The following is a 24,215-nucleotide window of genomic DNA, read 5'->3' as shown; positions in this document are numbered from 1 at the left end:
CACCTCATTGTCCGCTGCGGCCGACCGGCCCCGGCATTGCTCAATGGTCCACTTTCTCACCCGAGCCGGATGGGCCAGCGCTTTGCGATCCGGTGTCCGACGCCGGGTCACTCGGCTGCTCGGGCACGAGGGCGTGCGCGGGGGCGCGCCGGTCCGTCTCCGGGGCCTCACTGTCGCCCTCATCCTGCCCGTGCATATTTTCGGCGTCTTCCCCGTCTCCGCTGTCCTCACCACTCTTGGCGGCCGCGCGCTTGCGCTGGACGTAGATCCGGACACCGGCGAGGACCAGCAGCAGCACACCGCCCGCGATCACGAGGATCACGGTCGACGTGATTTCGGTGACATTCACCTCGAACGGCATCTCGTCGCCGTACGGCTGTCCGTCCGGAGTGTAGAGCTGGGCCGAGACCCACACCGGGCCGTTCGCGTTCGCCGTGGTCCCGAACTTCACGGACTGGCTGTGCCCGCCCTCGACATTGACCAGCTGAGGGTCGCTGACCGCCAGCCGGTTGCCCTGGTGGGACTTGAGGACGAGCCGCAGCTCGACACCCTGCACCAGGTTGTTCTGGACGGTCACCGGGACGGTCGCGCTCCGCCCGGACAGGGTCATGTCCGTCTTCGGGACCAGGCGCACCTTCTTGGTGAGCCCGGACAGATACGTCTGCACGTCATGGCGGAAGCCGGCCGCGTTCTGTGCCTCGCTGCGCCACGAGGTCGACATCTCGCGCCTGATCGCGTTCCCGAAGGGAGTGACCACCCGGTACTTGGCGGTGAGGATCGGCTCGAAATTGTCCAGGGTCCTCTGGGTCTCCTGGATCTGCTGGAACGCCTCGGCCGGTAGCTCCCGCGCGCGCAGCGACCGGGAGTACGACCGGGAGCTGGGCACCCTCTGGGTGGCGTTCGGGTCGGGCTTCGCCTTCGCGGCCTGTCCCAGGCTCAGCGGCTGCGTCCACTGCCCGGTGAGGCCCTCCAGGGCCGCCGCCATCGCCTGCGCCTGGCTGGTGGTGGGCATCCGCTGGGGGGCGACCACGATGCTGCGCTGCTTGTCCGGCGCCTGCAGGTTGATCATCTGGCTCTGGGCCAGGAACCTCTGGATGGCGAGAGTGGAGTTCTCCGCCTTGGACATGTCGCCGGTGAAAGCGGTCGACAGCCGGGCGTCGGCGACCACCGCCGTGTTGCCGCCGCCGATCTGGCGGGCCGCGGTGGGGGTGTAGGAGAGCCCGCCGGTCTCGCTCAGGCTGTCGCTGCGGGCGATCACGTTGTGCGCGCCCGCGGAGGTGGCGACATCCACGACCGAGGAGTCGATCGCGCCGTCCACCGGCCAGGCGAAGTCGGTGCGCGGCTTCACCCCGAGGACGGTCTCCACGGTCGTCGAGGCGAGCTCGGTGGCGTCCTGGAGGTGCCCGAGGGAGCCGGTGACGTTCTTACCGCGGTGCGCGAGCGCGGCGAGGTCCGGGTCGGCGAACGGGAGCGCGACCACCTGCTTGCCCTCCACGGCCTTCTGCAGGGCGCCGAGCCACTGCTTGGCGACCGCCTGCCCGTGACCCGCCTTGGTCCCGTTGCCCGAGGCGTCCTGGACCTCGTACTTCTTCGTCATCGCGTCGACCGTGGCGAGCAGGTCGGGGTCGATCACCCAGGTGATGGGGAGGTTCTTCCCCAGGGCGACCATCTGCTGGAGCCGGCCGCCGGGAGCCAGCTCCGAGGCCAGGCGGTCGTCCCGGAAGATCGGGGTGCGGTCTTCGTCGTTGTCCGTGCGGGCGGTCACATGGGTGGCGGAGATCAGCGGCCACAGATAGGTGAGCTGGGACTTCTTCGCGGGCGCACCCGACTGCCAGGGCAGGAAGGTCCGCTCGATGCCCAGCACCTGCGGCCAGGGCTGGCTGGAGGTGTCACCGGTGAGCGAGACGCCGAGCTGGTAGACGCCGTTCTCCCCCAGGTGCAGCTGCCCGACCGGTATGGAGAGAGAGAAGTCACGGCTGGCGCCGGCCGGCAGCTTTCCGATCTTCTTGGCGTATTTGCCGCCGATCTCGGTGCCGTCGAGGCCCTCCGAGTAGCCGGTACGCCGGGCGGCGGTGTCGATCGCGCTGCGGCCGTTCATGGTCGGGCCGACGCGGAGACCGACGCGGGCGTCGGAGACCGTGGACTTGGTGTCGTTGGTGACGGTGCCGCTGACCGTGAGGGTGTCGCTCTTCTTCGGCGCGGTGGGGGTCAGCGAGGTGATGGAGACGTCCACCGACCGGGAGCCGCTTGCCTTGCTCTCGGCGTGGGCCGCGGAGGCCGCCGGAATCTGCACCAGGCCCGCGAGCACCGGCGCCGCGGCGAGCAGCGCCGCCGTGTGCCGCAACCATCGTCGGGCACGAGCGGAAGTTGTCCCCCGGAGGTCTGCCGCATCGGCCACGCGCTCGCCCGTCCTCGTCGTCAGTAGATCGTCAGTGGTCGTCGCAATGTGCGTCCACGAAATGGTAACGATGCCCGCTGTGGCGAAGTGCTGTGGACGGCTCCACAAGATCGTTACGCAGTGGTGGTCCTCTTGGTGTGGAGTCTCTGGTGCGCGCGGCCACGTACTCTGTTTTGTTGTGCCGAACGCCAACAAAGACAGCCGAACCCCGCAGTCGCCCCACGAGCTCAGCCAGGTGCAGCGCCGCGCCGTGGGCGAACTCCTGCGGGTCTCTCCCGTTGCCGACGATCTCGCTCGCCGTTTCCAGCAGGCGGGTTTCCGCCTGGCCCTGGTCGGCGGCTCGGTACGGGACGCGCTGCTCGGCCGGCTCGGTAACGATCTGGATTTCACGACGGACGCCCGGCCGGACGAGGTACTGAAGATCGTCCGGCCCTGGGCGGACGCGGTCTGGGAGGTCGGCATCGCCTTCGGCACGGTCGGCTGCCGTAAGGGCATGTCCCCTGGAAGCGGGTCGGACCAGAGTTTCCAGATTGAAATCACGACTTATCGGTCAGAGGCCTATGACCGGACATCTCGGAAGCCGGAGGTGTCGTACGGCGACTCGATCGAGGAGGACCTGGTCCGTCGGGACTTCACGGTCAACGCCATGGCGGTGGCGCTGCCGCAGAAGGAGTTCATCGACCCGCACAACGGTCTGGAGGATCTCGCAGCACGGGTGCTGCGCACCCCGGGGACGCCCGAGGAGTCCTTCTCCGACGATCCGCTGCGGATGATGCGCGCCGCGCGCTTCGCCGCGCAGCTGGACTTCGAGGTGGCCCCCGAGGTGGTCGCCGCGATGACGTCGATGGCCGACCGGATCGACATCGTCTCGGCCGAGCGGGTGCGTGATGAGCTCAACAAGCTCATCCTGGCCGACCACCCCCGCAAGGGGCTGCGGCTGCTCGTCGAGACCGGGCTCGCCGACCGCGTACTGCCGGAGCTTCCGGCGCTGCGCCTGGAGCGTGATGAGCACCACCGCCACAAGGATGTGTACGAACATTCGCTGACCGTGCTGGACCAGGCCATCGATCTGGAGGCCGAGGGGCCCGATCTGGTGCTGCGGCTGGCCGCGCTGCTGCATGACATCGGTAAGCCCAAGACGCGCCGTTTCGAGAAGGACGGCCGGGTCTCCTTCCACCACCACGAGGTGGTGGGGGCCAAGATGACCAAGTACCGGATGACGAAGCTCAAGTACTCCAATGAGCTGATCAAGGACGTTTCGCGCCTTGTCGAGCTGCATCTGCGCTTTCACGGCTATGGCACGGGGGAATGGACCGACTCCGCCGTCCGCCGCTATGTCCGTGACGCCGGGCCGCTGCTGGACCGGCTGCACAAGCTCACCCGCTCGGACTGCACTACCCGCAACAAGCGGAAGGCGATGGCGCTCTCTCGTGCGTACGACGGCCTCGAGGAGCGCATCGCCCGACTACAGGAGCAGGAGGAACTGGACGCCATCCGCCCGGATCTGGACGGGAACGAGATCATGAAGATCCTCGGCGTCCCCCCGGGCCCGCAGGTCGGCAAGGCGTACAAGCATCTGCTGGAGCTGCGGCTGGAGCACGGCCCGATGGAGCGGGACGCCGCGATCGCCGCGCTCCAGGAGTGGTGGGCGGCTCAGCCGGAGGGCTGAGATCCCTCAGGTTTCACGTGAAACATTGACCCGCTGGGCGCTCTCCCGGTCATGTTTCACGTGAAACCTCACGAGGAGCGCGGTGGCCGCGTAAAGCAGTGCCACACAGATCAGCAGCGTGGCCGAGGCGCCGTCCGGCGGCAGTATCACGGCGGCGACCGCCGCGGCCCCCACAAAGGCGATGTTGAACAGCACGTCGTAGAGGGAGAAGACCCGGCCGCGGAAGTCATCGGTGATGGCGGACTGCACCACGGTGTCGGTGGCGATTTTGGCGCCCTGGGTGACCAGCCCGAGGATGAACGCGGCGATCAGCATGGGAGCGGGCTCGAAGGGCAGTCCGAGACCCGGTTCCAGCAGGGCCGCACTCCCCGCGCACACCATCACCCAGGAGAGTCGGCCGTCCGGCCGGGATGACGTACGGTCCCTGAGCCGGCTGACCGCCCAGGGCGTGACAACCGCCGCCGCGAAGAAGCCCGCGCCCGAGATGCCAAGGGCCAGTCCCAGAAGTGCGAGTCCTTCGGACTCGGTATCGGCCCATGCGTATCGGCAGAGCATCAGCACGGTCACCGTGAGCGCGCCGTAGCAGAAGCGCATCAGCGTCATCGCGGTCAGCGCCACGGTGGGATCCCGGCGTTCCAGCAGATGGCGCACGCCTGCGACCAGGCCCCGTGCGGTGCTCATCAGGGCCGCGGAGAGACGGGGCTGGAGGGCCGCGGGATCAGGCCCCAGCAGGCCCGGTGTCATGAGTAGGGCCGTGAGCCCGGCGATGAGATAGAGCGCGGCGCCCAGCAGGACGACCAGCGCGTCCGAGGAGGTGCCTCCTGGGCCCGACAGCCGGACGATGAAGGCGAGGCTGCCCCCGGCCGTGGCGGCGAGCGTTCCCGCGGTGGGCGAGAGGGAGTTGGCCATGACCAGACGCTCCTGGCTGTCCACGACCCGCGGCAGGGCCGCCGAGAGGCCGGCCAGCACAAAGCGGTTGACGGCCGTCACCGACAGGGCCGAGGCGTAGAAGAGCCACTCCGGCACCTGGCCGAGGATCAGCACCGCGGTTCCGGCAGCCAGCCCCGAGCGGAGCAGATTGCCGTAGAGCAGCACCTGCCGTCGGCGCCAGCGGTCCAGCAGCACACCGGCGAAGGGGCCGAGAAGGGAGTAGGGAAGCAGCAGGACGGCCATGGCGGAGGCGATGGCCGTGGCGGAGGTCTCCTTCTCCGGGGAGAAGACCACATACGTGGCGAGCGCGACCTGATAGACGCCGTCGGCCGACTGGGACAGCAGGCGAACGGCCAGAAGGCGGCGGAAGTCATGGAGTTGCAGCAGTACGCGGAGATCACGCACAACAGGCATGACGTCAGCCTCACACACCACACGGGCCTCCGGGGGGATTACCCGGAGGCCCGTGATCATGCGGCGGGAATCAGCACTGGCGCGTCAGCGCTCGACCTCGCCCTTGATGAACTTCTCCACGTTCTCCCGCGCCTCGTTGTCGAAGTACTGCACCGGCGGCGACTTCATGAAGTACGAGGAGGCGGAGAGGATCGGGCCCCCGATGCCGCGGTCCTTGGCGATCTTCGCGGCGCGCAGCGCGTCGATGATGACACCCGCGGAGTTCGGGGAGTCCCACACCTCGAGCTTGTACTCCAGGTTCAGCGGGACGTCGCCGAAGGCGCGGCCCTCGAGGCGGACATACGCCCACTTGCGGTCGTCCAGCCAGGCCACGAAGTCCGACGGGCCGATGTGGACGTTGTCGGCGCCCAGCTCACGGTCGGGGATCTGGGAGGTGACGGCCTGGGTCTTGGAGATCTTCTTGGACTCCAGACGCTCCCGCTCGAGCATGTTCTTGAAGTCCATGTTGCCGCCGACGTTCAGCTGCATGGTGCGGTCCAGGATGACGCCCCGGTCCTCGAACAGCTTGGCCAGCACGCGGTGCGTGATGGTCGCGCCGACCTGCGACTTGATGTCGTCGCCGACGATCGGCACCCCGGCCTCGGTGAACTTGTCCGCCCACTCCTTGGTGCCGGCGATGAAGACCGGGAGCGCGTTGACGAAGGCGACCTTCGCGTCGATGGCGCACTGGGCGTAGTACTTGGCGGCGTCCTCGGAGCCGACCGGGAGGTAGCAGACCAGAACGTCGACCTGCTTGTCCTTGAGCACCTGGACGACGTCGACCGGGGCCTCTTCGGACTCGTCGATGGTCTGGCGGTAGTACTTGCCGAGTCCGTCGAGCGTGTGGCCGCGCTGGACCGTGACACCGGTCGTCGGCACGTCGCAGATCTTGATGGTGTTGTTCTCGCTGGCGCCGATGGCGTCCGCGAGGTCCAGGCCCACCTTCTTCGCGTCCACGTCGAAGGCGGCCACGAACTCCACGTCGTTCACGTGGTAGTCGCCGAACTGCACGTGCATCAGACCCGGCACGCGGGTGTCCGGGTCGGCGTCCTTGTAGTACTCGACGCCCTGCACCAGCGAGGCGGCGCAGTTGCCCACGCCGACGATGGCTACACGAACCGAACCCATTCCGGTTGCTCCCTGTGTGTACTGGACGAGGCCCCGCGGACGCCGGGCCTCACTTGGCGGTGTCATCGGACGGATCCGGCCGGGAACCACCCCGGTACCGGGGCGGGCCGCCCGCATCTCCTGACTGGTTCTGCTGTGGAGACCGGTCCGCGTCCCGATCGGTCGTCCCGTCCTGCCCGGCGGTGCCGTCACGCTGGTCGCGCCCGGCCCGCTCGCTCTCGATCAGCTCGTTCAGCCAGCGCACCTCGCGCTCCACCGACTCCATACCGTGTCGCTGTAGCTCGAGGGTGTAGTCGTCCAGCCGCTCGCGGGTGCGGGCCATGGCGGCGCGCATCTTGTCCAGGCGCTCCTCCAGGCGGCTGCGCCGTCCTTCGAGCACCCGCATCCGCACGTCCCGTGACGTCTGGCCGAAGAAGGCGAAACGGACGCCGAAGTGTTCGTCCTCCCAGGCGTCCGGCCCGGTGTGGGAGAGCAGCTCTTCGAACCGCTCCTTCCCCGCCGCCGTCAGCCTGTAGACGATCTTCGCCCGGCGGCCGGAGAGGGGCGCCGCGGGCGCGTCCTGTGCGGCGGTGCCGGACTCCTCGATCAACCAGCCGTTGGCGACCAGCGTCTTGAGGCAGGGATAGAGGCTGCCGTAGCTGAAGGCACGGAACACCCCGAGTGAGGTGTTGAGCCGCTTCCGCAGCTCGTATCCGTGCATCGGAGACTCACGCAGCAGGCCGAGGATGGCGAACTCCAGGACGCCGGAGCGTCTGCTCATCCCCTGCCTCCCCTCTCCTGTGGATCCGCTATGCCGAGCTGATGTATCGACTCGATACATCCAGACGATAGAACCGCGCTCTTGGCGGGACAAGGGGGACCACGGTGAACGCCGTCACATCACCAATTCGTGGCAATCGATCTGACGGTTATGCAGCGAAGGTGGCGGGTGGGCTGGTTTTGACCGTGCGTACTCTGTTCGCCATGCAGACCTATGGGAACCAAGTGACGCCACGAAGCGTCCTCGTCTGGGATGCAGTGCGTCCGGTTGCCTGGTGCGACCGGATCGCACATGGGGGGGACCGGAAGCCACCTGCCGCTTTCAGGCGATAGCGCCTGCCCGAGGAGAAGTCGTTCCATGAGCGAGCACCGTCGCAAGCCGCCGCAGCCCCAGGGTGGCGGACGAGCCGCGGCCCGGCGAGCCGGACAGCAGTCGTCCGGCCGTCGCGCAGCACCGACGCACAACGCCGCGGCCGGATCAGCCGCCACCCCGCATGGTGAGGAGCGTCCTTACGGCGGCCGGGCGGCGGCCCGGCGGGCCGCCCAACGTGGCGGCGGCCGTAGACGCGCAGCGGATCCGGGCGCGGGCGGCGCGGGCCGCGGTGGCCGCGGTGGCGGTCGGCGGGCGGCCGGTGGCCGCGGCCGCGGCGCGGGGGGCGACGGGCGTCCCGCCAAGAAGCGCTTCATCGACTACCCGCGTGCGGGCAAGTCGGGTTTCCGGCGCTGGGTCCCGTCCTGGAAGCTGGTGACGGGCACCTTCCTCTTCTTCTTCGCGGTGCTTCTCGGCGCCGTCGGCATAGGGCTGTGGCTGGTGCAGGTACCGACCGCCCAGGCCGCGTCCCAGACCCAGAAGAACGTCTACTACTGGGCGGACGGCAAGCAGATGGTGGTCTCCGGCGGTGGTGACCTCAACCGCCAGATCGTCCCCCTCAGCAAGATTCCCAAGTCCATGCAGAACGCGGTGATCTCCGCGGAGAACGCCAGCTTCTACGACGACAGCGGCGTCGACCCGATGGGTATCGCCCGCGCGGTCTTCAACATGGCCAAGGGCGGTGCGACCCAGAGTGGCTCGACCATCACCCAGCAGTATGTGAAGAACACCTACCTGGACCAGTCGCAGACCATCACCCGCAAGGTCAAGGAACTGTTCATTTCCGTCAAGGTCGGACTGGACATGGACAAGGACGAGATCCTCGCGGGGTATCTCAACACCGCGTACTACGGACGCGGGGCCTACGGCTGCCAGGCGGCGGCGCGCGCCTACTACGACCGGGACTGCGAGGACCTGACGCCGAGCCAGAGCGCCTTCCTGGCCTCGACGCTCAACGGCCCGAACCTCTACGACCCCAACGGCGGCTACGGCGCCGCGGCCACCAAGGAGGCCAACACCAAGCGCGCCAAGGCCCGCTGGTCGTGGATCCTCAAGCGCGAGGTCGACGTGCACCGGATGTCCGAGACCGAGGCCCAGAAGTGGGTCGGCAAGGGTTTCCCGATGCCGCGGGACCCGAAGGTGGCCACGAACAAGCAGGGGCAGATCGGCTATCTGACCGACCTCGCCGACAACTACATCGTCGCCAATACCGGCATCAGCAAGAACCAGCTGGACAAGGGTGGCTATCAGATTCACACCACCTTCGACCGGAACAAGATCAATGAGCTGACCCGGGCGGTCGAGAAGGTCACCAAGGAGAACATCAAGCCGAAGGAGCGCGAGGTCGACAAATACGTCCAGTTCGGCGGCGCCTCCGTGGAGCCCAAGACGGGCAAGATCGTGGCCATCTACGGCGGTAAGGACGCGCTGGAGCACTATCGCAACAACGCGGACTACACCGGTGTCCAGGTGGGCTCGACCTTCAAGCCCTTCGTGCTGGCCGCCGCGATGACCGACGGCGTCCGGGATCCGGAGGGCCCACGGGACCAACCCGACTCCGAGCGCACCCTGGTCTCGCCGAGCAGTGTCTACAACGGCGACAACAAGGTGACGCTGCGGGACTACGACGGCACCGTCTGGCACGACAAGGACGGCCGTGAGTGGCACCAGCGGAACGACGGTGACGAGGACAAGGGCCGGATCAGCCTGCGCACCGCGATGCAGTTCTCGGTGAACACCCCGTACATCCAGCTGGGCATGGACGTCGGCACCGACAAGGTGCGGGACGCGGCCCTGGCCGCGGGCCTCAGCAAGGAGCAGCTGGCCTCGATCACCCCGACGTTCTCGCTCGGCACCTCCGCACCCAGCGCCATCCGGCTCGCCGGGGCGTACGCGACCTTTGCGGCCAGCGGCCAGCAGGCCGAGCCGTACTCGGTCGAGCGGGTCGAGGACAAGGACGGCACTGTCTACGACCACGAGCAGGACGCCAAGCTCACCCGGGCGTTCGACTCGAACGTGGCGAACAACGTCACCGACGTTCTGAAGAACGTGGTCGAGCACGGCACCGGATCCTCGGCGCAGATCGGCCGTCCGGCCGCGGGCAAGACCGGAACCACCGACGAGAACAAGTCGGCCTGGTTCTCCGGCTACACCCCGCAGCTGTCCACCGCGATCGGCATGTGGCGGGTCGACGACCAGGCCAAGAACCAGAAGTTCCTGTCCATGCGTGGCGTGGGCGGCAAGCTGACGATCCACGGTGCGTCGTTCCCGGCGGAGATCTGGGCCGACTACATGCGCGGCGCCCTGAAGGGCGAGCCGGTCAAGGACTTCCCCGCGGCCACTCCGATCGGCGAGAAGATCTACGGCGAGGACGCGAGCCCCACCCCGCCTCCGCCGTCGAAGTCGCCCACGGAGACTCCGACGGAGACGCCCACGGAGACTCCGACGGAGACGCCCACGGAGACTCCGACGGAGACGCCCACGGAAACCCCGAGCTGCGACCCGCTGGACTTCAACTGCCACGACAACGGCGGCGGCGAGAACGGCGGCGGGGACGACCAGCCGGACGATCCGTCCACGACGCCGACCACGGAAGGGCCGGGCGGCCCTGGTGGCATATTCGGCGGCCCGTCCGGGGCCAGAAGGGAGAACTAGCCCGTACCACCCCGTACGGCCCGTTCACACTCGCCGGCCGCGCCGGAGCGAACCCCGCTCCGGCGCGGCCGGCGCCGTTCAGGGCCCTGGACGGCTCTCTGCGCCTCTGGCACCCCGTCCCCCGAGCGCAAGCTCGTCCCGACGTCCGCGGCGCGCTCAGTGGCCGCTGGGGCGGTCCTGACTCCTCCCGTGGGACCCGTACGGCAGGATGGGGCCATGAGCGTGCGCGAGGACCCACAGGCCCAGCCCGTCAGGCCGACCGCCGAGGACCCGGTGGCCGCGGCCGGCAGCGAGCTGATCGGTGGGCCGGCCGGGCGCCGGGCCCTGCTCGGCACGAGCTGGTGGACTCCGGTGCGGATCGTGGCGATCGTCGCCATCGGCATGTTTGCCCTGGGCATGGTGCAGAAGCTGCCGTGCTACGACGGCGGCTGGTTCCACGGCGCCACCGCCCAGTACACCCATGCCTGCTACTCCGACATACCGCACCTCTACAACGGTCGCGGCTTCGCCGACGACCTCGTCCCGTATTTCGACCGCATACCGGACAGCGTCTCGGGCGGGATGCAATACCTGGAGTACCCCGTCCTGACCGGGCTCTTCATGGAGGTCGCCTCCTGGATGACCCCGTCCGGCGGCTCCATCCAGCACCGTGAGCAGATCTACTGGCTGGTCAACGCGGGCATGCTGATGGTCTGCACCGCGGTCATCGCGGTCTGTGTGGCCCGTACGCACCGCCGCCGCCCCTGGGACGCGCTGCTGGTCGCCCTGGCCCCCGCCTTCGCGCTCACATCCACCATCAACTGGGATCTGTTCGCCGTCGCGCTCACGGCCGCCGCCCTGCTGGTGTGGTCCCGCAGCCGCCCGATGGCCGCCGGTGTGCTGCTGGGGCTCGCGACGGCCGCGAAGCTCTACCCCGTGCTGCTGCTCGGTCCGCTGCTGGTGCTCTGCCTGCGCGCGGGTCGGCTGCGGGCCTTCTGGTCGGCGGCCGGCGGGGCCGTGGCCGCCTGGCTCGTGGTGAACGTCCCCGTGATGATCACGACGCAGGGCGGGGGCCTGCACATCCGCGACGGCTGGAAGACCTTCTACACCTTCAGCCAGGAGCGCCCGGTCGACTTCGGCTCCCTGTGGCTGATCATCTCGCAGCGCACCGGGGACCCCCTGGAGGACGTCAACACCTACGGAACCCTGCTGATGATCCTGGCCTGCGTCGGTGTGGCGGCGCTCGCCCTGTGCGCCCCGCGCCGTCCGCGCCTGGCCCAGCTGGCCTTCCTGGTCGTCGCGGGCTTCGTGCTCACCAACAAGGTCTACTCACCGCAGTACGTGCTGTGGCTGATCCCACTGGCGGCGCTGGCACGACCGCGCTGGCGGGACTTCCTGGTCTGGCAGGCGTGCGAGGTGATGTATTTCCTCGGGATCTGGATGTACCTCGCGTACATGGGCAGCGGTGATCAGCACCGGGGGCTGCCCGCGGAGGGCTATCAGCTGGCGATCGTCGTGCATCTGCTGGGGACGCTCTACCTGTGCGCCCTGGTCGTCCGGGACGCGCTGGTGCCGGAGCGGGACCCGGTGCGGCAGGACGGTTCGGACGACCCCGGGGGAGGCGTGCTGGACCGGGCCCCGGACGCGTTCGTCCTGGGAGAGGCGCGGCGCGCGTCCAGGTACGACGACGGCGTGGTGCTGGTGGACTGGGGCGTCCACCGGGAGTGAGCCTCGGGGACGGGAGCTCACTCCCGGCGGCGCGGGTTCAGCGGTCGAGCAGCCGGTCGAACTGCGTCGTGGTGTGCCGCAGATGCGCCACCAGCTCATCCCCCACCTGGGGCGCCTGGACATCGCTGGGCACGAACAGGATGGACACCTGCATATGCGGCGGCTCGGCGAACCACCGCTGCTTGCCCGCCCACACGAACGGCGAGAGGTTGCGGTTGACGGTCGCGAGACCGGCGCGGGCGACGCCCTTGGCGCGGGGCATCACACCGTGCAGTGCCTTGGGGGCCTCCAGGCCGACGCCGTGGGAGGTGCCGCCGGCGACGACGACCAGATGGCCGTCGGAGGCGGCCTTCTGCTGGCGGTAGCCGAAGCGGTCGCCCTTCGCCACGCGGGTGACGTCGAGCACCGAGCCCCGGTACTCCGTCGAATCGTGGTCGCCCAGCCACAGCCGGGTGCCGATGCGCGCCCGGAAGCGGGTCTGCGGGAACTGCTGCTGGAGCCGGGCCAGTTCCTCGGCGTTGAGGTGGCTGACGAACATGGTGTGCAGCGGCAGCCGCGCCGCCCGCAGGCGGTCCATCCAGGCGATGACCTCCTCGACCGCGTCCAGTCCGTCGGTGCGGTCGAGCGGGAGGTGGATGGCGAACCCCTCCAGCCGGACGTTCTCTATCGCGGCGTGCAGTTTGGGCAGGTCCTCCTCGGTGACGCCGTGCCGCTTCATGCTGCTCATGACCTCGATGACCACACGCGCGTTCACCAGGCCGTAGACGCCGTCGACCGACGAGACCGAGCGGATCACCCGGTCCGGCAGCGGCACCGGCTCCTCACCGCGGCGGAAGGGGGTGAGCACGAGCAGGTCACCGCTGAAGAAGTCCTTCATCCGGGCGGCCTCGTACGTGGTCCCGACCGCGAGGATGTCGGTGCCGATGCGGGCGGCCTCCTCGGCCAGCCGTTCATGGCCGAAGCCGTAGCCGTTGCCTTTGCAGACCGGGACTATCCCTGGGAACTGCTGGATCACCATCTGCTGGTGCGCCCGCCAGCGCGCGGTGTCGACGTAGAGGGTGAGAGCCATTGGCCGGTCCCGGAACCTTTCTCGTTGCCGCGGTGTATTGGAGGTATGGGAAACAGCGAATCGTGGTCAACGGCGCGACATGTAGATGTCGAGCGCCTTGTGCAGGAGCTTGTTGAGCGGGAAGTCCCACTCGCCGAGGTACTCGGCAGCCTGCCCACCGGTGCCCACCTTGAACTGGATCAGACCGAAGAGATGGTCCGTCTCATCGAGGGAGTCGCTGATGCCGCGCAGGTCGTAGACGGTCGCGCCCAGTGCGTACGCGTCGCGGAGCATCCGCCACTGCATCGCGTTAGAGGGCCGGACCTCGCGCTTGTGGTTGGCGGAGGCACCGTAGGAGTACCAGACATGGCCTCCGACGATCAGCATCGTGGCGGCGGCCACGGCCTCGTTCTCGTGCATCGCGAAGTACAGGCGCATCCGGTTGGGGTCCTCGGTGTTGAGGGCCGTCCACATGCGCTGGAAGTAGCTGAGCGGGCGGGGCCGGAAGTGGTCGCGCTCCGCGGTGATCTCGTAGAGCCGCTGCCACTCGGGCAGATGCTCGTAGCCGCCCTGGACGACCTCGACACCAGCCTTCTCGGCCTTCTTGATGTTGCGGCGCCACAGCTGGTTGAAGCCCTTGTGGACATCCTCCAGGGAGCGGTTGGCCAGCGGCACCTGGAAGACGTACCGCGGCTGGACGTCACCGAAGCCGGCCCCGCCGTCCTCGCCCTGCTGCCAGCCCATTCGCCGCAGCCGCTCGGCCACTTCGAAGGCGCGCGGCTCGATGAAGGTCGCCTCGACATCGCGCAGCCGCTTCACGTCCGGGTTCTGGATGCCGGACTTGATCGCGGAGGCGTCCCACCGGCGGATGATGACCGGCGGGCCCATCTTCACGGAGAACGCGCCCTGCTGCTTGAGATGCGCGAGCATCGGGCGCAGCCACTCCTCGAGGTTGGGTGCGTACCAGTTGATGACCGGACCCTCGGGCAGATAGGCGAGGTAGCGCTTGATCTTGGGCAGCTGGCGGTAGAGGACGAGGCCGACGCCGACGAGCTGGCCCGTGGCGTCGAACCAGCCGAGGCTCTCCGAGCGCCACTCCGACTTGACGTCGGCCCACGCCGGGACCTGCATGTGGCTGGCCGCCGGCAGGCTCTGGATGTACGCCAGATGCTGCTCTCGGCTGATCGTCCTCAGGGTCAGGCTCATGCGGGGCGCTCCTCGGCAGGTTTGTCCCCAGGGTCGGGGCTCCGGCTCTCGCGCCGAAGCCTACTGCGACAGGGACGCGCCCTGTTCGGGCCTGGGGACAACCGGGCCCCGGCCGGGCTCAGCCCAGCACGCCGCCGAAGAGGCCTCCGTGGGCCATGCCGAGGTAGAAGCCGACCGCGGAGGCACCGAGCCCGATGATCAGCAGGAACCGCTCACCGGTAGTCGCGGACCGCAGCTGGCCCCACGCACCCGTGCACATGCCGACCAGCCCGACCCATGAGCTGACCAGGTGGAGATGGGGGAAATGAGCCGTGACAAAGGCGATTACGCCGATCACCACGGTCACCACGGCGATGGTGTTCTCCACGGGATGCGACTTGCCATCGGTGTCCAGGAAGGTGAACAAGCCGTGGTGGGTTCGTGCTGCCTGTGCCATGGGGCACCTCCAGATAGGCACATAGAGCAGGGCGGCGAACTGTAATGCCGCTCACACCCGATGTGTACAGATTGCGGGCCAAGACGCCCGGATTTCAAGCGGGAGGCCGGAGGCGGGTACTGTGTACCGTCCGCGGTGGTGTCTGCGCAGACGCCGACGCGGAACGCATCACGACCCTCCTGCCACGGAACGACCGTGGCCGCTGAGTCCAAAGGAGGTGGGTTCCACATGCGTCACTACGAGGTGATGGTCATCCTCGACCCCGATCTCGAGGAGCGCGCTGTCTCCCCGCTGATCGAGAACTTCCTTTCCGTCATCCGCGAGGGCAACGGCAAGGTCGAGAAGGTCGACACCTGGGGCCGTCGTCGTCTCTCGTACGAGATCAAGAAGAAGCCTGAGGGCATCTACTCGGTCATCGACCTGCAGGCCGAGCCCGCGGTCGTCAAGGAGCTCGACCGCCAGCTGAACCTGAACGAGTCGGTCCTCCGGACCAAGGTCCTCCGTCCCGAGACCCACTGACCGCGTAAGCGTTCAGCGGTCATCGGGCCGTATCGCAACGAGTAGCAAGCAGCCCAGCAGTACCCGCCGAGAGGTTCCCCCAATGGCAGGCGAGACCGTCATCACGGTCGTCGGCAATCTCGTCGATGACCCCGAGCTGCGCTTCACCCCGTCCGGTGCGGCGGTCGCGAAGTTCCGCGTCGCGTCCACTCCCCGTACCTTCGACCGGCAGACCAACGAGTGGAAGGACGGCGAGAGCCTCTTCCTCACGTGCTCGGTGTGGCGGCAGGCCGCGGAGAACGTGGCCGAGTCGCTTCAGCGTGGCATGCGCGTCATCGTGCAGGGCCGTCTGAAGCAGCGGTCCTACGAGGACCGCGAGGGGATCAAGCGCACGGTCTATGAGCTGGATGTCGACGAGGTCGGCGCCAGCCTGCGCAACGCCACGGCCAAGGTCACCAAGACCACCGGTCGCGGTGGCCAGGGTGGCTACGGCGGCGGTGGCGGCCAGGGCGGCGGCGGTGGCTGGGGCGGTGGCCCCGGCGGCGGTCAGCAGGGCGGCGGCGCTCCGGCCGACGACCCGTGGGCGACCGGCGCACCGGCCGGCGGCCAGGGCGGCGGTGGTGGCTGGGGCGGCGGCTCCGGCAACTCCGGCGGCTACTCGGACGAGCCGCCCTTCTAGGCCCGGGGCGGTGTTTCACGTGAAACGGGCTGTTTCACGTGAAACCACCGCGCGGTCTGGTCTGGGCGACCAGCACAAACTTCTTGATCACACTGGAGAGAGACAATGGCGAAGCCGCCTGCTCGCAAGCCTAAGAAGAAGGTTTGCGTGTTCTGCAAGGAGAAGATCTCCTACGTCGACTACAAGGACACGAACCTGCTGCGGAAGTTCATTTCCGACCGCGGCAAGATCCGTGCCCGCCGGGTCACCGGCAACTGCACCCAGCACCAGCGTGACGTCGCCACGGCCGTGAAGAACAGCCGTGAGATGGCGCTGCTGCCCTACACCTCCACCGCGCGATAAGGGAAGGGTGACCGAGTCATGAAGATCATCCTCACCCACGAGGTCTCCGGCCTCGGCGCCGCCGGTGACGTCGTGGACGTCAAGGACGGTTACGCCCGTAACTACCTGGTTCCGCGTGGTCTGGCGATCCGCTGGACCAAGGGCGGCGAGAAGGACGTCGAGCAGATCCGCCGCGGTCGTCGCATCCGCGAGATCGCCACGATCGAGCAGGCCAACGAGGTCAAGGCTCAGCTCGAGGGCGTCAAGGTGCGGCTGAAGACCCGTGCCGGCGACGCCGGCCGGCTGTTCGGCTCCGTCACCCCGGCCGACATCGCTTCGGCGATCAAGGACGCGGGTGGCCCGGATGTGGACAAGCGCCGTATCGAGGTGCAGGCGCCGATCAAGACCCTGGGCGCGCACCAGGTCTCGGTCCGTCTGCACGCCGAGGTTGCTGCCAAGGTCGGCGTCGAGGTCGTCGCCGCCTGACGACCGTGACGGTCGCCTTCGGCACCGTGCACCGGAGGGCCGCACCCTGTGTGGGTGCGGCCCTCCGCCGTGCCGGGGGACTTCCGGACCGCCGGGCCCGGATGCTGTGGTCCGAGCGCTGTGGTCGGGGGGTGCGCGGGGCGTGGCTCAGCGTCGTACCGCGCCGGTGACGATCCAGCGGCCGGAGCGGGTGCGCAGCCACAAGGTGGCCATCCGGACCGACATCATCAGCGCCATGCTGCACCACAGCGCGGTCAGTCCGCCGCCGAGCGATGGCACCAGCAGCGCCACCGGGGCGAAGACGGCAAGGGTGACGATCATCGCCCAGGCCAGATAGGGTCCGTCGCCCGCGCCCATCAGCACTCCGTCGAGGACGAAGACCACACCCGAGACCGGCTGGATGAGGGCCGTCACCAGAAGGGCGGGCAGCAGGGCGTCCCGTACCGCGGAATCGGTGGTGAACAGGGGGATGAACAGCGGCCGGGAGGCGACCACCAGCAGGCCCAGCACCACGCCCGAGGCGATGCCCCAGTGCACCATGCGGCGGCAGGCGGCCCGTGCCCCCTCCTCGTCGCCCGCTCCCAGATAGCGTCCGATGATCGCCTGGCCCGCGATGGCGATGGCGTCCAGGGCGAACGCCAGCAGACTCCACAGGGTGAGCACGATCTGATGGGCGGCGATATCAGTGTCGCCGAGGCGGGCCGCCACCGCCGTCGCGATCAGCATCACGGCGCGCAGCGAGAGCGTACGGATCAACAGGGGTGCCCCGGCGTGGGCACAGGCCCTGATCCCGGCGGCGTCCGGCCGTAGCGAGGTGCCATGGCGCCGGGCGCCCCGGATGACGACGGCGAGGTAGACGGCGGCCATGGCGTTCTGGGCGATCACCGTGCCCCAGGCCGAGCCCGCGATGCCCAGCCCGGCCGCGTAGACCAGAGTGGCGTTCAGCGCGGCATTGGCCCCGAAGCCGCCGATGGCCACGTACATCGGGGTGCGGGTGTCCTGGAGACCGCGGAGGACACCCGTAGCGGCGAGCACCACCAGCATCGCGGGGATGCCGAGGGTACTGATCCGCAGATAGGTGATGGCGTAGGGAGAAGCGGTGTCCGAGGCGCCGAACAGATCGACGAGAGCGGGGGCGGTGGGCAGGGCGACGGCGATGACGCCGGCACCGAGCAGCAGGGCCAGCCAGATGCCGTCCATGCCCTGCCGGATCGCTCCGGGAAGGTCGCCCGCGCCGACGCGGCGGGCCACCGCCGCCGTGGTGGCATAAGCCAGGAAGACGAAGATGTTGACGGCTGTGGTGAGCAGGGCGGCGGCGACGCCCAGACCGGCCAGCTGGGCGGTGCCCAGATGACCCACGACGGCGCTGTCGACCATGACGAAGAGGGGCTCCGCCACGAGCGCGCCGAAGGCGGGAAGCGCGAGTGCGATGATCTCGCGGTCGTGATGGCGCGGGGTGCTCCGGGCGCTTGTGGGGGCCTGTGTCATGAGGGCAATGTAATCGTCCACAGGTAAGAGACACAAGCGACGACTGGTCCTTACAAGGCGGCGCGCGAGACGATCTTCTCTGCGCCCTTTGTCGCGATCTTGCGCTGGGGGCGAAAGTTTTTCTTCTGCACAGCCCCTGGATAGAGAAACCGCAGGTCAGAGGAGCCTTCTCGAGGTGATTGTGTGTTTGTCCACAGCGCTGTCCCCCGGCCCGTGCACAGGTTCGCGCGACTTACCCACAGGATGGATCCCATCATCCACATGCCCTGTGGATAACCAAGTTGGCTCGTGGTGCGGACGGGCCTAACGTGGTCCGGCGCCCGCCACCCGATCCGGCCCTGGAACCCCCAGCCTCCGATGCGCCGTGTCCGGAAAGCCGGCCGCTCTGTTGTGTCATAGCCGTGCCCTAAGAAGGACGGGCGCGGCGAGGTTCGCTTCGCGGACGGGAGGAGGTGGCGGGGTGAGCGTGCCCGAGCCCATGGACGACCCGTGGGCGGACTCCGGCCCGTCCGACCGGTTCCCGGCTCCCCGCTTCCGCCGCGGTGAGGGCGGCGGCCGGGGCCGCGACGGTCAGCAGGACCGCGACGGAGGCGGCGGCTCCCCCTGGGAGGGCTCCGGCTTCGAGCGCGTACCGCCGCAGGACCTCGACGCCGAGCAGTCCGTGCTCGGCGGCATGCTGCTCTCCAAGGACGCCATCGCCGATGTGGTGGAGGTCCTCAAGGGCAACGACTTCTACCGGCCCGCCCATGAGACCGTCTACCAGGCCATCCTGGACCTCTACGCCAAGGGCGAGCCGGCCGACCCGATCACGGTCGCCGCGGAGCTGACCAAGCGCGGTGAGATCGCCCGGGTCGGCGGCGCCTCGTATCTCCACACCCTCGTCCAGTCGGTCCCCACCGCCGCCAACGCCGAGTACTACGCGGAGATCGTCCACGAGCGCGCCGTACTGCGCCGCCTCGTCGAGGCCGGCACCCGTATCACCCAGATGGGATACGCGGCGGACGGAGACGTCGACGAGATCGTCAACAACGCCCAGGCGGAGATCTACGCCGTCACCGAGCAGCGCACCAGCGAGGACTATCTGCCGCTCGGCGACATCATGGAGGGCGCCCTCGACGAGATCGAGGCGATCGGCTCGCGCAGCGGACAGATGTCCGGGGTGCCCACCGGCTTCACCGACCTGGATTCCCTGACCAACGGTCTGCACCCGGGTCAGATGATCGTCATCGCCGCGCGTCCCGCGATGGGTAAGTCCACCCTGGCCCTCGACTTCGCGCGCGCCTGCTCGATCAAGCACAACATGCCGAGCGTGATCTTCTCGCTGGAGATGGGCCGTAACGAGATCGCGATGCGTCTGCTCTCCGCCGAGGCCCGGGTGGCGCTGCACCATATGCGCTCCGGCAGCATGACGGATGAGGACTGGACGCGGCTGGCCCGGCGGATGCCGGATGTCTCCCAGGCCCCGCTCTACATCGACGACTCCCCGAACCTGTCGATGATGGAGATCCGCGCCAAGTGCCGTCGGCTCAAGCAGCGCAACGATCTACAGCTGGTCGTCATCGACTACCTCCAGCTGATGCAGTCCGGCGGCGCCCGGCGCCCCGAAAGCCGTCAGCAGGAGGTCTCGGACATGTCGCGAAACCTGAAGCTGCTGGCCAAGGAGCTGGAAGTGCCGGTCATCGCGCTCTCCCAGCTCAACCGAGGTCCCGAGCAGCGCACCGACAAGAAGCCGATGGTCTCGGACCTCCGCGAGAGTGGATCCATCGAGCAGGACGCGGACATGGTCATCCTGCTCCACCGCGAGGACGCCTACGAGAAGGAGTCACCGCGCGCGGGCGAGGCGGACCTGATCGTGGCCAAGCACCGCAACGGCCCCACGGCCACGATCACGGTCGCCTTCCAGGGCCACTACTCGCGTTTCGTGGACATGGCCACGACCTGACGCGCGTGTTTGTAGGGTCTCAAGTTTCGTGTCGGAATCTCACGGCCGATGTCGGATCTGAGTCGGATCCGACACGGAGCTGAGATTTGGTCGGCCGGAGGGTCAGTACGGCAAGCTGCGGATGAACTACCCCAGAAACACCGAGTATTGACTCACTCTGCCCTGCGCGTCCCGCGCGAGACCGTAGTCAATGATCAACGGGTGCGGGAGCTTCGCGTGGCCGGTCGAGGCACTCCGGCCTCCCGGCCAGGCGAACCGCGACGGATCAGAGCGGCCCGGACTGAGGAGAATGGCGGGTGGGCTGTGCCGCCCGAGATTCCGTAGCTGCCCAGATGGCGAGGAGTTTGAGCCGGTCCTCGGATGCGGTGCCGGGTTCGGCAGTGTAGATGATCAGCTCGTGCACGGCTCGGCGCGACAAGGGTAGGTCGAGGGACTGGAAGGGCAGTTCCAGGTGGCCGACGTCGGGGTGCTGGAGCCGTTTGACGCCGTCGTGGCGCATCAGGACGTCGTGCGCGGCCCATTGGCTGCGAAACTCTGGGCTGAGGGTGGACAGCTCGCCGACGAGTTCGCGCAGTGCCCGGTCGCGGGGCTCGCGCCCGACCTCGGCGCGCAGCAGGGCGGCGGTGGCGACGCCGGCGGCCTCCCAGTCGACGAAGAAGTCATGTGCACCAGGGTCGAGGAAGATATAGCGGGCGATGTTGGGGCGGCCACGCTTGTCGATGGTGGCGCTGTCGAACATCGGCGCGAGCAGGACTCGGGCCAGGGGGTTGCCGGCGACGATGTCCGTGCGGCCGTTGCGTACGAACGCCGAGGACATCGTCATGGAGTCGAGCAGCCACTGGACCCGGGGCGGGACCTCGACGTCCCTGCGACGCGACGGAGTGCGACTCTCGTGCCGCGATGACCGGGCCAGATCGAACAGGTAGGTGCGTTCGTCGTCATCCAGTCGCAGGGCACGAGCGACCGCGTCAAGGACGTCTTCGGACACGCCGCCGATATGCCCCTTCTCCAGCCGCGTGTACCACTCCGTGCTCACGCCGGCAAGGACGGCGACCTCCTCGCGCCGCAGCCCGGCGACCCGGCGACGGGCGCTGGTCGGCAGTCCGGCCTGCGCCGGGGTGATTCTGGCGCGTCGGCTGACAAGGAAGTCCCGGATCTCGCCGCGGTTTCCGGACTGTTGGTCCATGTCGTTCATGGTAGCCACTGGTCACGGCGCAAAGGGGGTTGAGGTTATACCCCCCATAGACGCGACCTTCTCCGGTGGTGGCGATCGCGGTCTGCTGGGTTCGAACGTTCCGACACGATCGCAAGAACAAACAACGGAGGTAAGACGTGACGAGCAAGGCGCTAACGGTGCCGGCGGTGGCGTTGGGCACATGGGCCTGGGGAGACAGCGGCGAGGCAGGCGACGGCTACTTCGGCAGTCAGCTGAGCGAGTCCGGCCTGCGAGAGGTCGTCGAGAAGGCGCAGTCGAACGGGTTCACCTTGTGGGACACCGCCGTGGCGTACGGCATGGGCCGCTCGGAGACTGTCCTCGCCCAGGCACTGAAGGGCTATCACCGCAGCGAGTACCAGCTGTCGACGAAGTTCACCCCGCAGATGGCGGGCGACGGCGACGATCCGGTCGCGGACATGCTGGAGCAGAGCCTCGACCGAATGCGTACGGACTACGTGGATCTCTTCTGGATCCATAATCCTGCCGACGTGGCACGATGGACGCCGTTTCTGATCCCGCTGCTCGAGAGCGGCAAAATCAAGCATGTCGGCGTCTCGAACCACAACATGGAGGAGATCGCTCTTGCCGATCAGATCCTCGGCGAGGCCGGCTTCCGCGTGGAGGCGGTCCAGAACCACTACAGCATCCTGTACCGGAGCTCTCAGCGCGCGGGCATCCTCGACTACTGCCGCGAGCACGACGTGCGGTTCTTCTCCTACATGGTCCTCGAGCAAGGAGCGCTGACCGGCAGGTACAGCCCGGCGAATCCGTTGCCGGAGGGGAGCAGCCGGGCGGCCGTGTACAACGGCATCCTGCCCCAGCTGCAGGCGCTGACGGACCGGATGGGGGTGATCGGCAAGGACCGAGGCGCGTCCGCCGCCGATGTCGCCACCGCCTGGGCCATCGCCAAGGGGACCACCCCGATCATCGGGGTCACGAAGGCGGGTTACATCGACGGGTTGGTCCGAGCTCGCGGCATCGAGCTCACCGACGAGGAGATCGCGGAACTGGAGGCGCTGGCGGATGACGCAGGCGTCGACACGCGCGGCTGGTGGGAGCACGAGATGTAGCAGTCGTCGGAACCGAAGAAGGGACCGCGTCTTTTCTGGGCCCGGCCCGCGATGTCGGCTATAGTTGCCGGCCGGTCACGCGGTCCAGTTGAGTTTGCGACGGAACCGCCGGACGGAACCGCCGGGGAGTACCCGCCCGTCCACGCGCGAGTGGCTTGCCACCGCGACTTGCCCGCGCGCATGCCGGGCGTCACCTCTCACCGCAGACTTTCGCACCCGCACCAGAAGCAGTTGGGCACCCGAGGACATGACATGCGCTCTGGGTGACGGCCCGCCGTCCTTCGGGCGACGGGCCGTTGAGGTAAGGAGCGCCGGCGAGGCGGCAGGAGTCGTGCCGTCTCGATGACGGCACCGCTGAAAGTGAGGCGGTCGACGACGGCCAGGCTCAGCTCGCGTCGACGTCCAGCACGATCTTGCCTCGGGTGTGGCCTTCCTGAATGGCCCGCCAGGCGTCGGCCGCCTCGGCCAGAGGGAAGGTGCGGTCGACGGTGACGGACAGCTTGCCGGAGTCCGCGAGGGCGCACAGTACGCCGAGGTCGTCCGAGCTGGGGCGGGCCCACACGTGGTGACCGCCCTTCTCGGTAACGGTGGTGTCGACGATGGAGGCGACTCGCTTCGGGTTCTTGAGCACTTCCTGGGAGACGGCCACCGCGTCACCGCCGAAGAAGTCGAGTGCCGCGTCGACGCCGTCGGGCGCCAGCTCGCGTACCCGGTCTGACAAGCTGTCGCCGTAGGTGACGGGCTCGGCGCCGAGCCCGCGAAGGTAGTCGTGATTGTGCTCGCTGGCGGTGCCGATGACGCGCGCTCCACGGGCGACAGCGATCTGCACGCCGAACGAGCCGACACCGCCGGACGCCGCGTGGATCAGCACGGTGTCGCCCCTGCCGATGCCGAGCCGCTGGATGGCCTGGTAGGCCGTCAGCCCGGCCAGCGGCAGCCCGGCGGCCTGCAGCCAGTTGAGGGACTCGGGTTTGCGGGCGAGAGTGCGCACCGGGGCGGACACGAGTTCGGCATAGCCGCCGTTTTGCGCCCAGTCCTTGCAGATGTAGCCCACGACCTCGTCGCCGACCTCGAACTCGGTGGCGTCGAAGCCTCTGGCTTCGACGACGCCGGAGACCTCCCAGCCCGGGATGAAGGGGAAGTGCGCCTCCATGACCTCGTCGAGGTAACCGGCGGCGACCTTCCAGTCCGCTGGGTTGACGCCCGCCGCCTTGACCCGGACGAGGACCTCGCCGGGGGCGACCTTCGGGGTCGTTAACTCAGTGAGCTCCAGGTCTTCAGGGCCCCCGTACTGCTGTAGCGTGATTGCCTTCATGATCAACTACAACGGACAGCACGGGATGCGTATTCCGGATCCCACTCCGACATCTGCGGCATGGCCAGGGCCTTTCAGCTCGGGGGGAGGGCTCTCTGTCGTCCAGTTGCCGCTGTTGGCCACGGGCCGAGGCTATAGCGTCGACGCACGAGCGTGGTGCACGGTGTCATCCATGGAGGAGGACGCGCTTTCGCAGGAGATCAAACCCGGCACGGCCGAACATCTGGCGTTTGAGCATCTTGATCGGGTTGACACTGCCTTCAGGGGCGTTACCCGATCGGGTGGTGCCCCTGAACTGCGCCTCCTGCGGTACGTGCCTGATGCGACTCTCCTCGTGTCGAGCTGAGTGGCCGAGCTGAGTGGCCGACAGCGGGGTGGATCGTGGAGATCGGACCGGCTGAGGACGCGACAGTGAGCCGCCGTCTGAGCCCGGGGCGGGCG

General features: G+C 68.4%; 20 protein-coding genes. 10 read left to right on the top strand and 10 right to left on the bottom strand.

Annotation, left to right across the window (positions count from 1 at the left end; translation table 11 throughout):
* Positions 1–40: 40 nt before the first annotated feature.
* A complete protein-coding gene (locus N6H00_RS20365) occupies positions 41–2,398 on the bottom strand; it encodes a DUF6049 family protein (protein WP_268973228.1) in 2,358 nt (785 codons plus the stop codon).
* Between the two features lie 178 nt (positions 2,399–2,576).
* On the opposite strand from N6H00_RS20365, the gene N6H00_RS20360 reads away from it, so the two are divergent.
* The gene (locus N6H00_RS20360; protein ID WP_268973227.1) at positions 2,577–4,067 is read left to right on the top strand and encodes a CCA tRNA nucleotidyltransferase; all 1,491 of its coding nucleotides are present in this window, start codon (positions 2,577–2,579) and stop codon (positions 4,065–4,067) included.
* A gap of 6 nt (positions 4,068–4,073) precedes the next feature.
* Here the strand turns inward: N6H00_RS20360 and N6H00_RS20355 are convergent, their stop codons facing one another.
* The 3 genes from N6H00_RS20355 to N6H00_RS20345 form a co-directional block, all read right to left on the bottom strand.
* Entirely contained in the window at positions 4,074–5,411 is a 1,338-nt protein-coding gene (locus N6H00_RS20355) for an MFS transporter (RefSeq protein ID WP_268973226.1), read from the bottom strand.
* 84 nt (positions 5,412–5,495) lie between these two features.
* Entirely contained in the window at positions 5,496–6,578 is a 1,083-nt protein-coding gene (locus N6H00_RS20350; protein WP_268973225.1) for an inositol-3-phosphate synthase, read from the bottom strand.
* A gap of 49 nt (positions 6,579–6,627) precedes the next feature.
* The gene (locus N6H00_RS20345) at positions 6,628–7,338 is read right to left on the bottom strand and encodes a PadR family transcriptional regulator (RefSeq protein WP_268973224.1); all 711 of its coding nucleotides are present in this window, start codon (positions 7,336–7,338) and stop codon (positions 6,628–6,630) included.
* A gap of 357 nt (positions 7,339–7,695) precedes the next feature.
* Here N6H00_RS20345 and N6H00_RS20340 point away from each other — a divergent pair, with 357 nt between their 5' ends.
* Positions 7,696–10,362, top strand: coding sequence for a transglycosylase domain-containing protein (locus N6H00_RS20340; protein ID WP_268973223.1), 2,667 nt, complete (start codon positions 7,696–7,698; stop codon positions 10,360–10,362).
* A gap of 216 nt (positions 10,363–10,578) precedes the next feature.
* Positions 10,579–12,069: a glycosyltransferase family 87 protein gene (locus tag N6H00_RS20335; protein ID WP_268973222.1), complete on the top strand. Its 1,491-nt coding sequence runs from the start codon at positions 10,579–10,581 to the stop codon at positions 12,067–12,069.
* A 37-nt stretch (positions 12,070–12,106) separates the two neighbouring features.
* Here the strand turns inward: N6H00_RS20335 and N6H00_RS20330 are convergent, their stop codons facing one another.
* The 3 genes from N6H00_RS20330 to N6H00_RS20320 form a co-directional block, all read right to left on the bottom strand.
* The gene (locus tag N6H00_RS20330; RefSeq protein ID WP_268973221.1) at positions 12,107–13,138 is read right to left on the bottom strand and encodes an alanine racemase; all 1,032 of its coding nucleotides are present in this window, start codon (positions 13,136–13,138) and stop codon (positions 12,107–12,109) included.
* A 66-nt stretch (positions 13,139–13,204) separates the two neighbouring features.
* Entirely contained in the window at positions 13,205–14,323 is a 1,119-nt protein-coding gene (locus N6H00_RS20325) for a lipid II:glycine glycyltransferase FemX (RefSeq protein WP_268973220.1), read from the bottom strand.
* Positions 14,324–14,441: 118 nt separating this feature from the next.
* Positions 14,442–14,759 (bottom strand): hypothetical protein, encoded by a 318-nt coding sequence (locus tag N6H00_RS20320; protein ID WP_268973219.1) that lies wholly within the window; start codon positions 14,757–14,759, stop codon positions 14,442–14,444.
* Positions 14,760–14,987: 228 nt separating this feature from the next.
* On the opposite strand from N6H00_RS20320, the gene rpsF reads away from it, so the two are divergent.
* The 4 genes from rpsF (at position 14,988) to rplI (ending at position 16,743) form a co-directional block, all read left to right on the top strand.
* Entirely contained in the window at positions 14,988–15,278 is a 291-nt protein-coding gene (rpsF, locus tag N6H00_RS20315) for a 30S ribosomal protein S6 (protein WP_123106135.1), read from the top strand.
* A gap of 82 nt (positions 15,279–15,360) precedes the next feature.
* Positions 15,361–15,936, top strand: a complete 576-nt coding sequence (locus N6H00_RS20310; protein ID WP_268973218.1) for a single-stranded DNA-binding protein — start codon at positions 15,361–15,363, stop codon at positions 15,934–15,936.
* Between the two features lie 105 nt (positions 15,937–16,041).
* Complete coding sequence (gene rpsR / locus N6H00_RS20305; RefSeq protein ID WP_003978893.1) at positions 16,042–16,278, top strand: 30S ribosomal protein S18; 237 nt, start codon at positions 16,042–16,044, stop codon at positions 16,276–16,278.
* An 18-nt stretch (positions 16,279–16,296) separates the two neighbouring features.
* On the top strand, positions 16,297–16,743 hold the full coding sequence (gene rplI, locus N6H00_RS20300) for a 50S ribosomal protein L9 (RefSeq protein ID WP_268973215.1): 447 nt from the start codon (positions 16,297–16,299) through the stop codon (positions 16,741–16,743).
* Positions 16,744–16,890: 147 nt separating this feature from the next.
* On the opposite strand, the gene N6H00_RS20295 is transcribed toward rplI, so the two are convergent.
* Entirely contained in the window at positions 16,891–18,231 is a 1,341-nt protein-coding gene (locus tag N6H00_RS20295; protein ID WP_268973213.1) for an MATE family efflux transporter, read from the bottom strand.
* Positions 18,232–18,709: 478 nt separating this feature from the next.
* On the opposite strand from N6H00_RS20295, the gene dnaB reads away from it, so the two are divergent.
* A complete protein-coding gene (gene dnaB, locus N6H00_RS20290) occupies positions 18,710–20,173 on the top strand; it encodes a replicative DNA helicase (RefSeq protein WP_268977049.1) in 1,464 nt (487 codons plus the stop codon).
* Positions 20,174–20,438: 265 nt separating this feature from the next.
* On the opposite strand, the gene N6H00_RS20285 is transcribed toward dnaB, so the two are convergent.
* On the bottom strand, positions 20,439–21,359 hold the full coding sequence (locus N6H00_RS20285; RefSeq protein WP_268973212.1) for a helix-turn-helix transcriptional regulator: 921 nt from the start codon (positions 21,357–21,359) through the stop codon (positions 20,439–20,441).
* A 146-nt stretch (positions 21,360–21,505) separates the two neighbouring features.
* Between N6H00_RS20285 and N6H00_RS20280 the strand changes: the two genes are divergently transcribed.
* Positions 21,506–22,459, top strand: coding sequence for an aldo/keto reductase (locus N6H00_RS20280; protein ID WP_268973211.1), 954 nt, complete (start codon positions 21,506–21,508; stop codon positions 22,457–22,459).
* Between the two features lie 385 nt (positions 22,460–22,844).
* Here N6H00_RS20280 and N6H00_RS20275 read toward each other — a convergent pair whose 3' ends face one another.
* Positions 22,845–23,774, bottom strand: coding sequence for an NADP-dependent oxidoreductase (locus N6H00_RS20275; RefSeq protein ID WP_268973210.1), 930 nt, complete (start codon positions 23,772–23,774; stop codon positions 22,845–22,847).
* A gap of 172 nt (positions 23,775–23,946) precedes the next feature.
* Between N6H00_RS20275 and N6H00_RS20270 the strand changes: the two genes are divergently transcribed.
* The gene (locus N6H00_RS20270; protein ID WP_268973209.1) at positions 23,947–24,120 is read left to right on the top strand and encodes a hypothetical protein; all 174 of its coding nucleotides are present in this window, start codon (positions 23,947–23,949) and stop codon (positions 24,118–24,120) included.
* The last annotated feature ends 95 nt before the right edge of the window (positions 24,121–24,215 follow it).

The sequence above is a fragment of the Streptomyces sp. S465 genome, assembly GCF_026898115.1.
GTDB classification, from domain to species: Bacteria; Actinomycetota; Actinomycetes; order Streptomycetales; family Streptomycetaceae; genus Streptomyces; species Streptomyces luomodiensis.
This window is presented reverse-complemented; position numbering and strand designations above follow the sequence as displayed.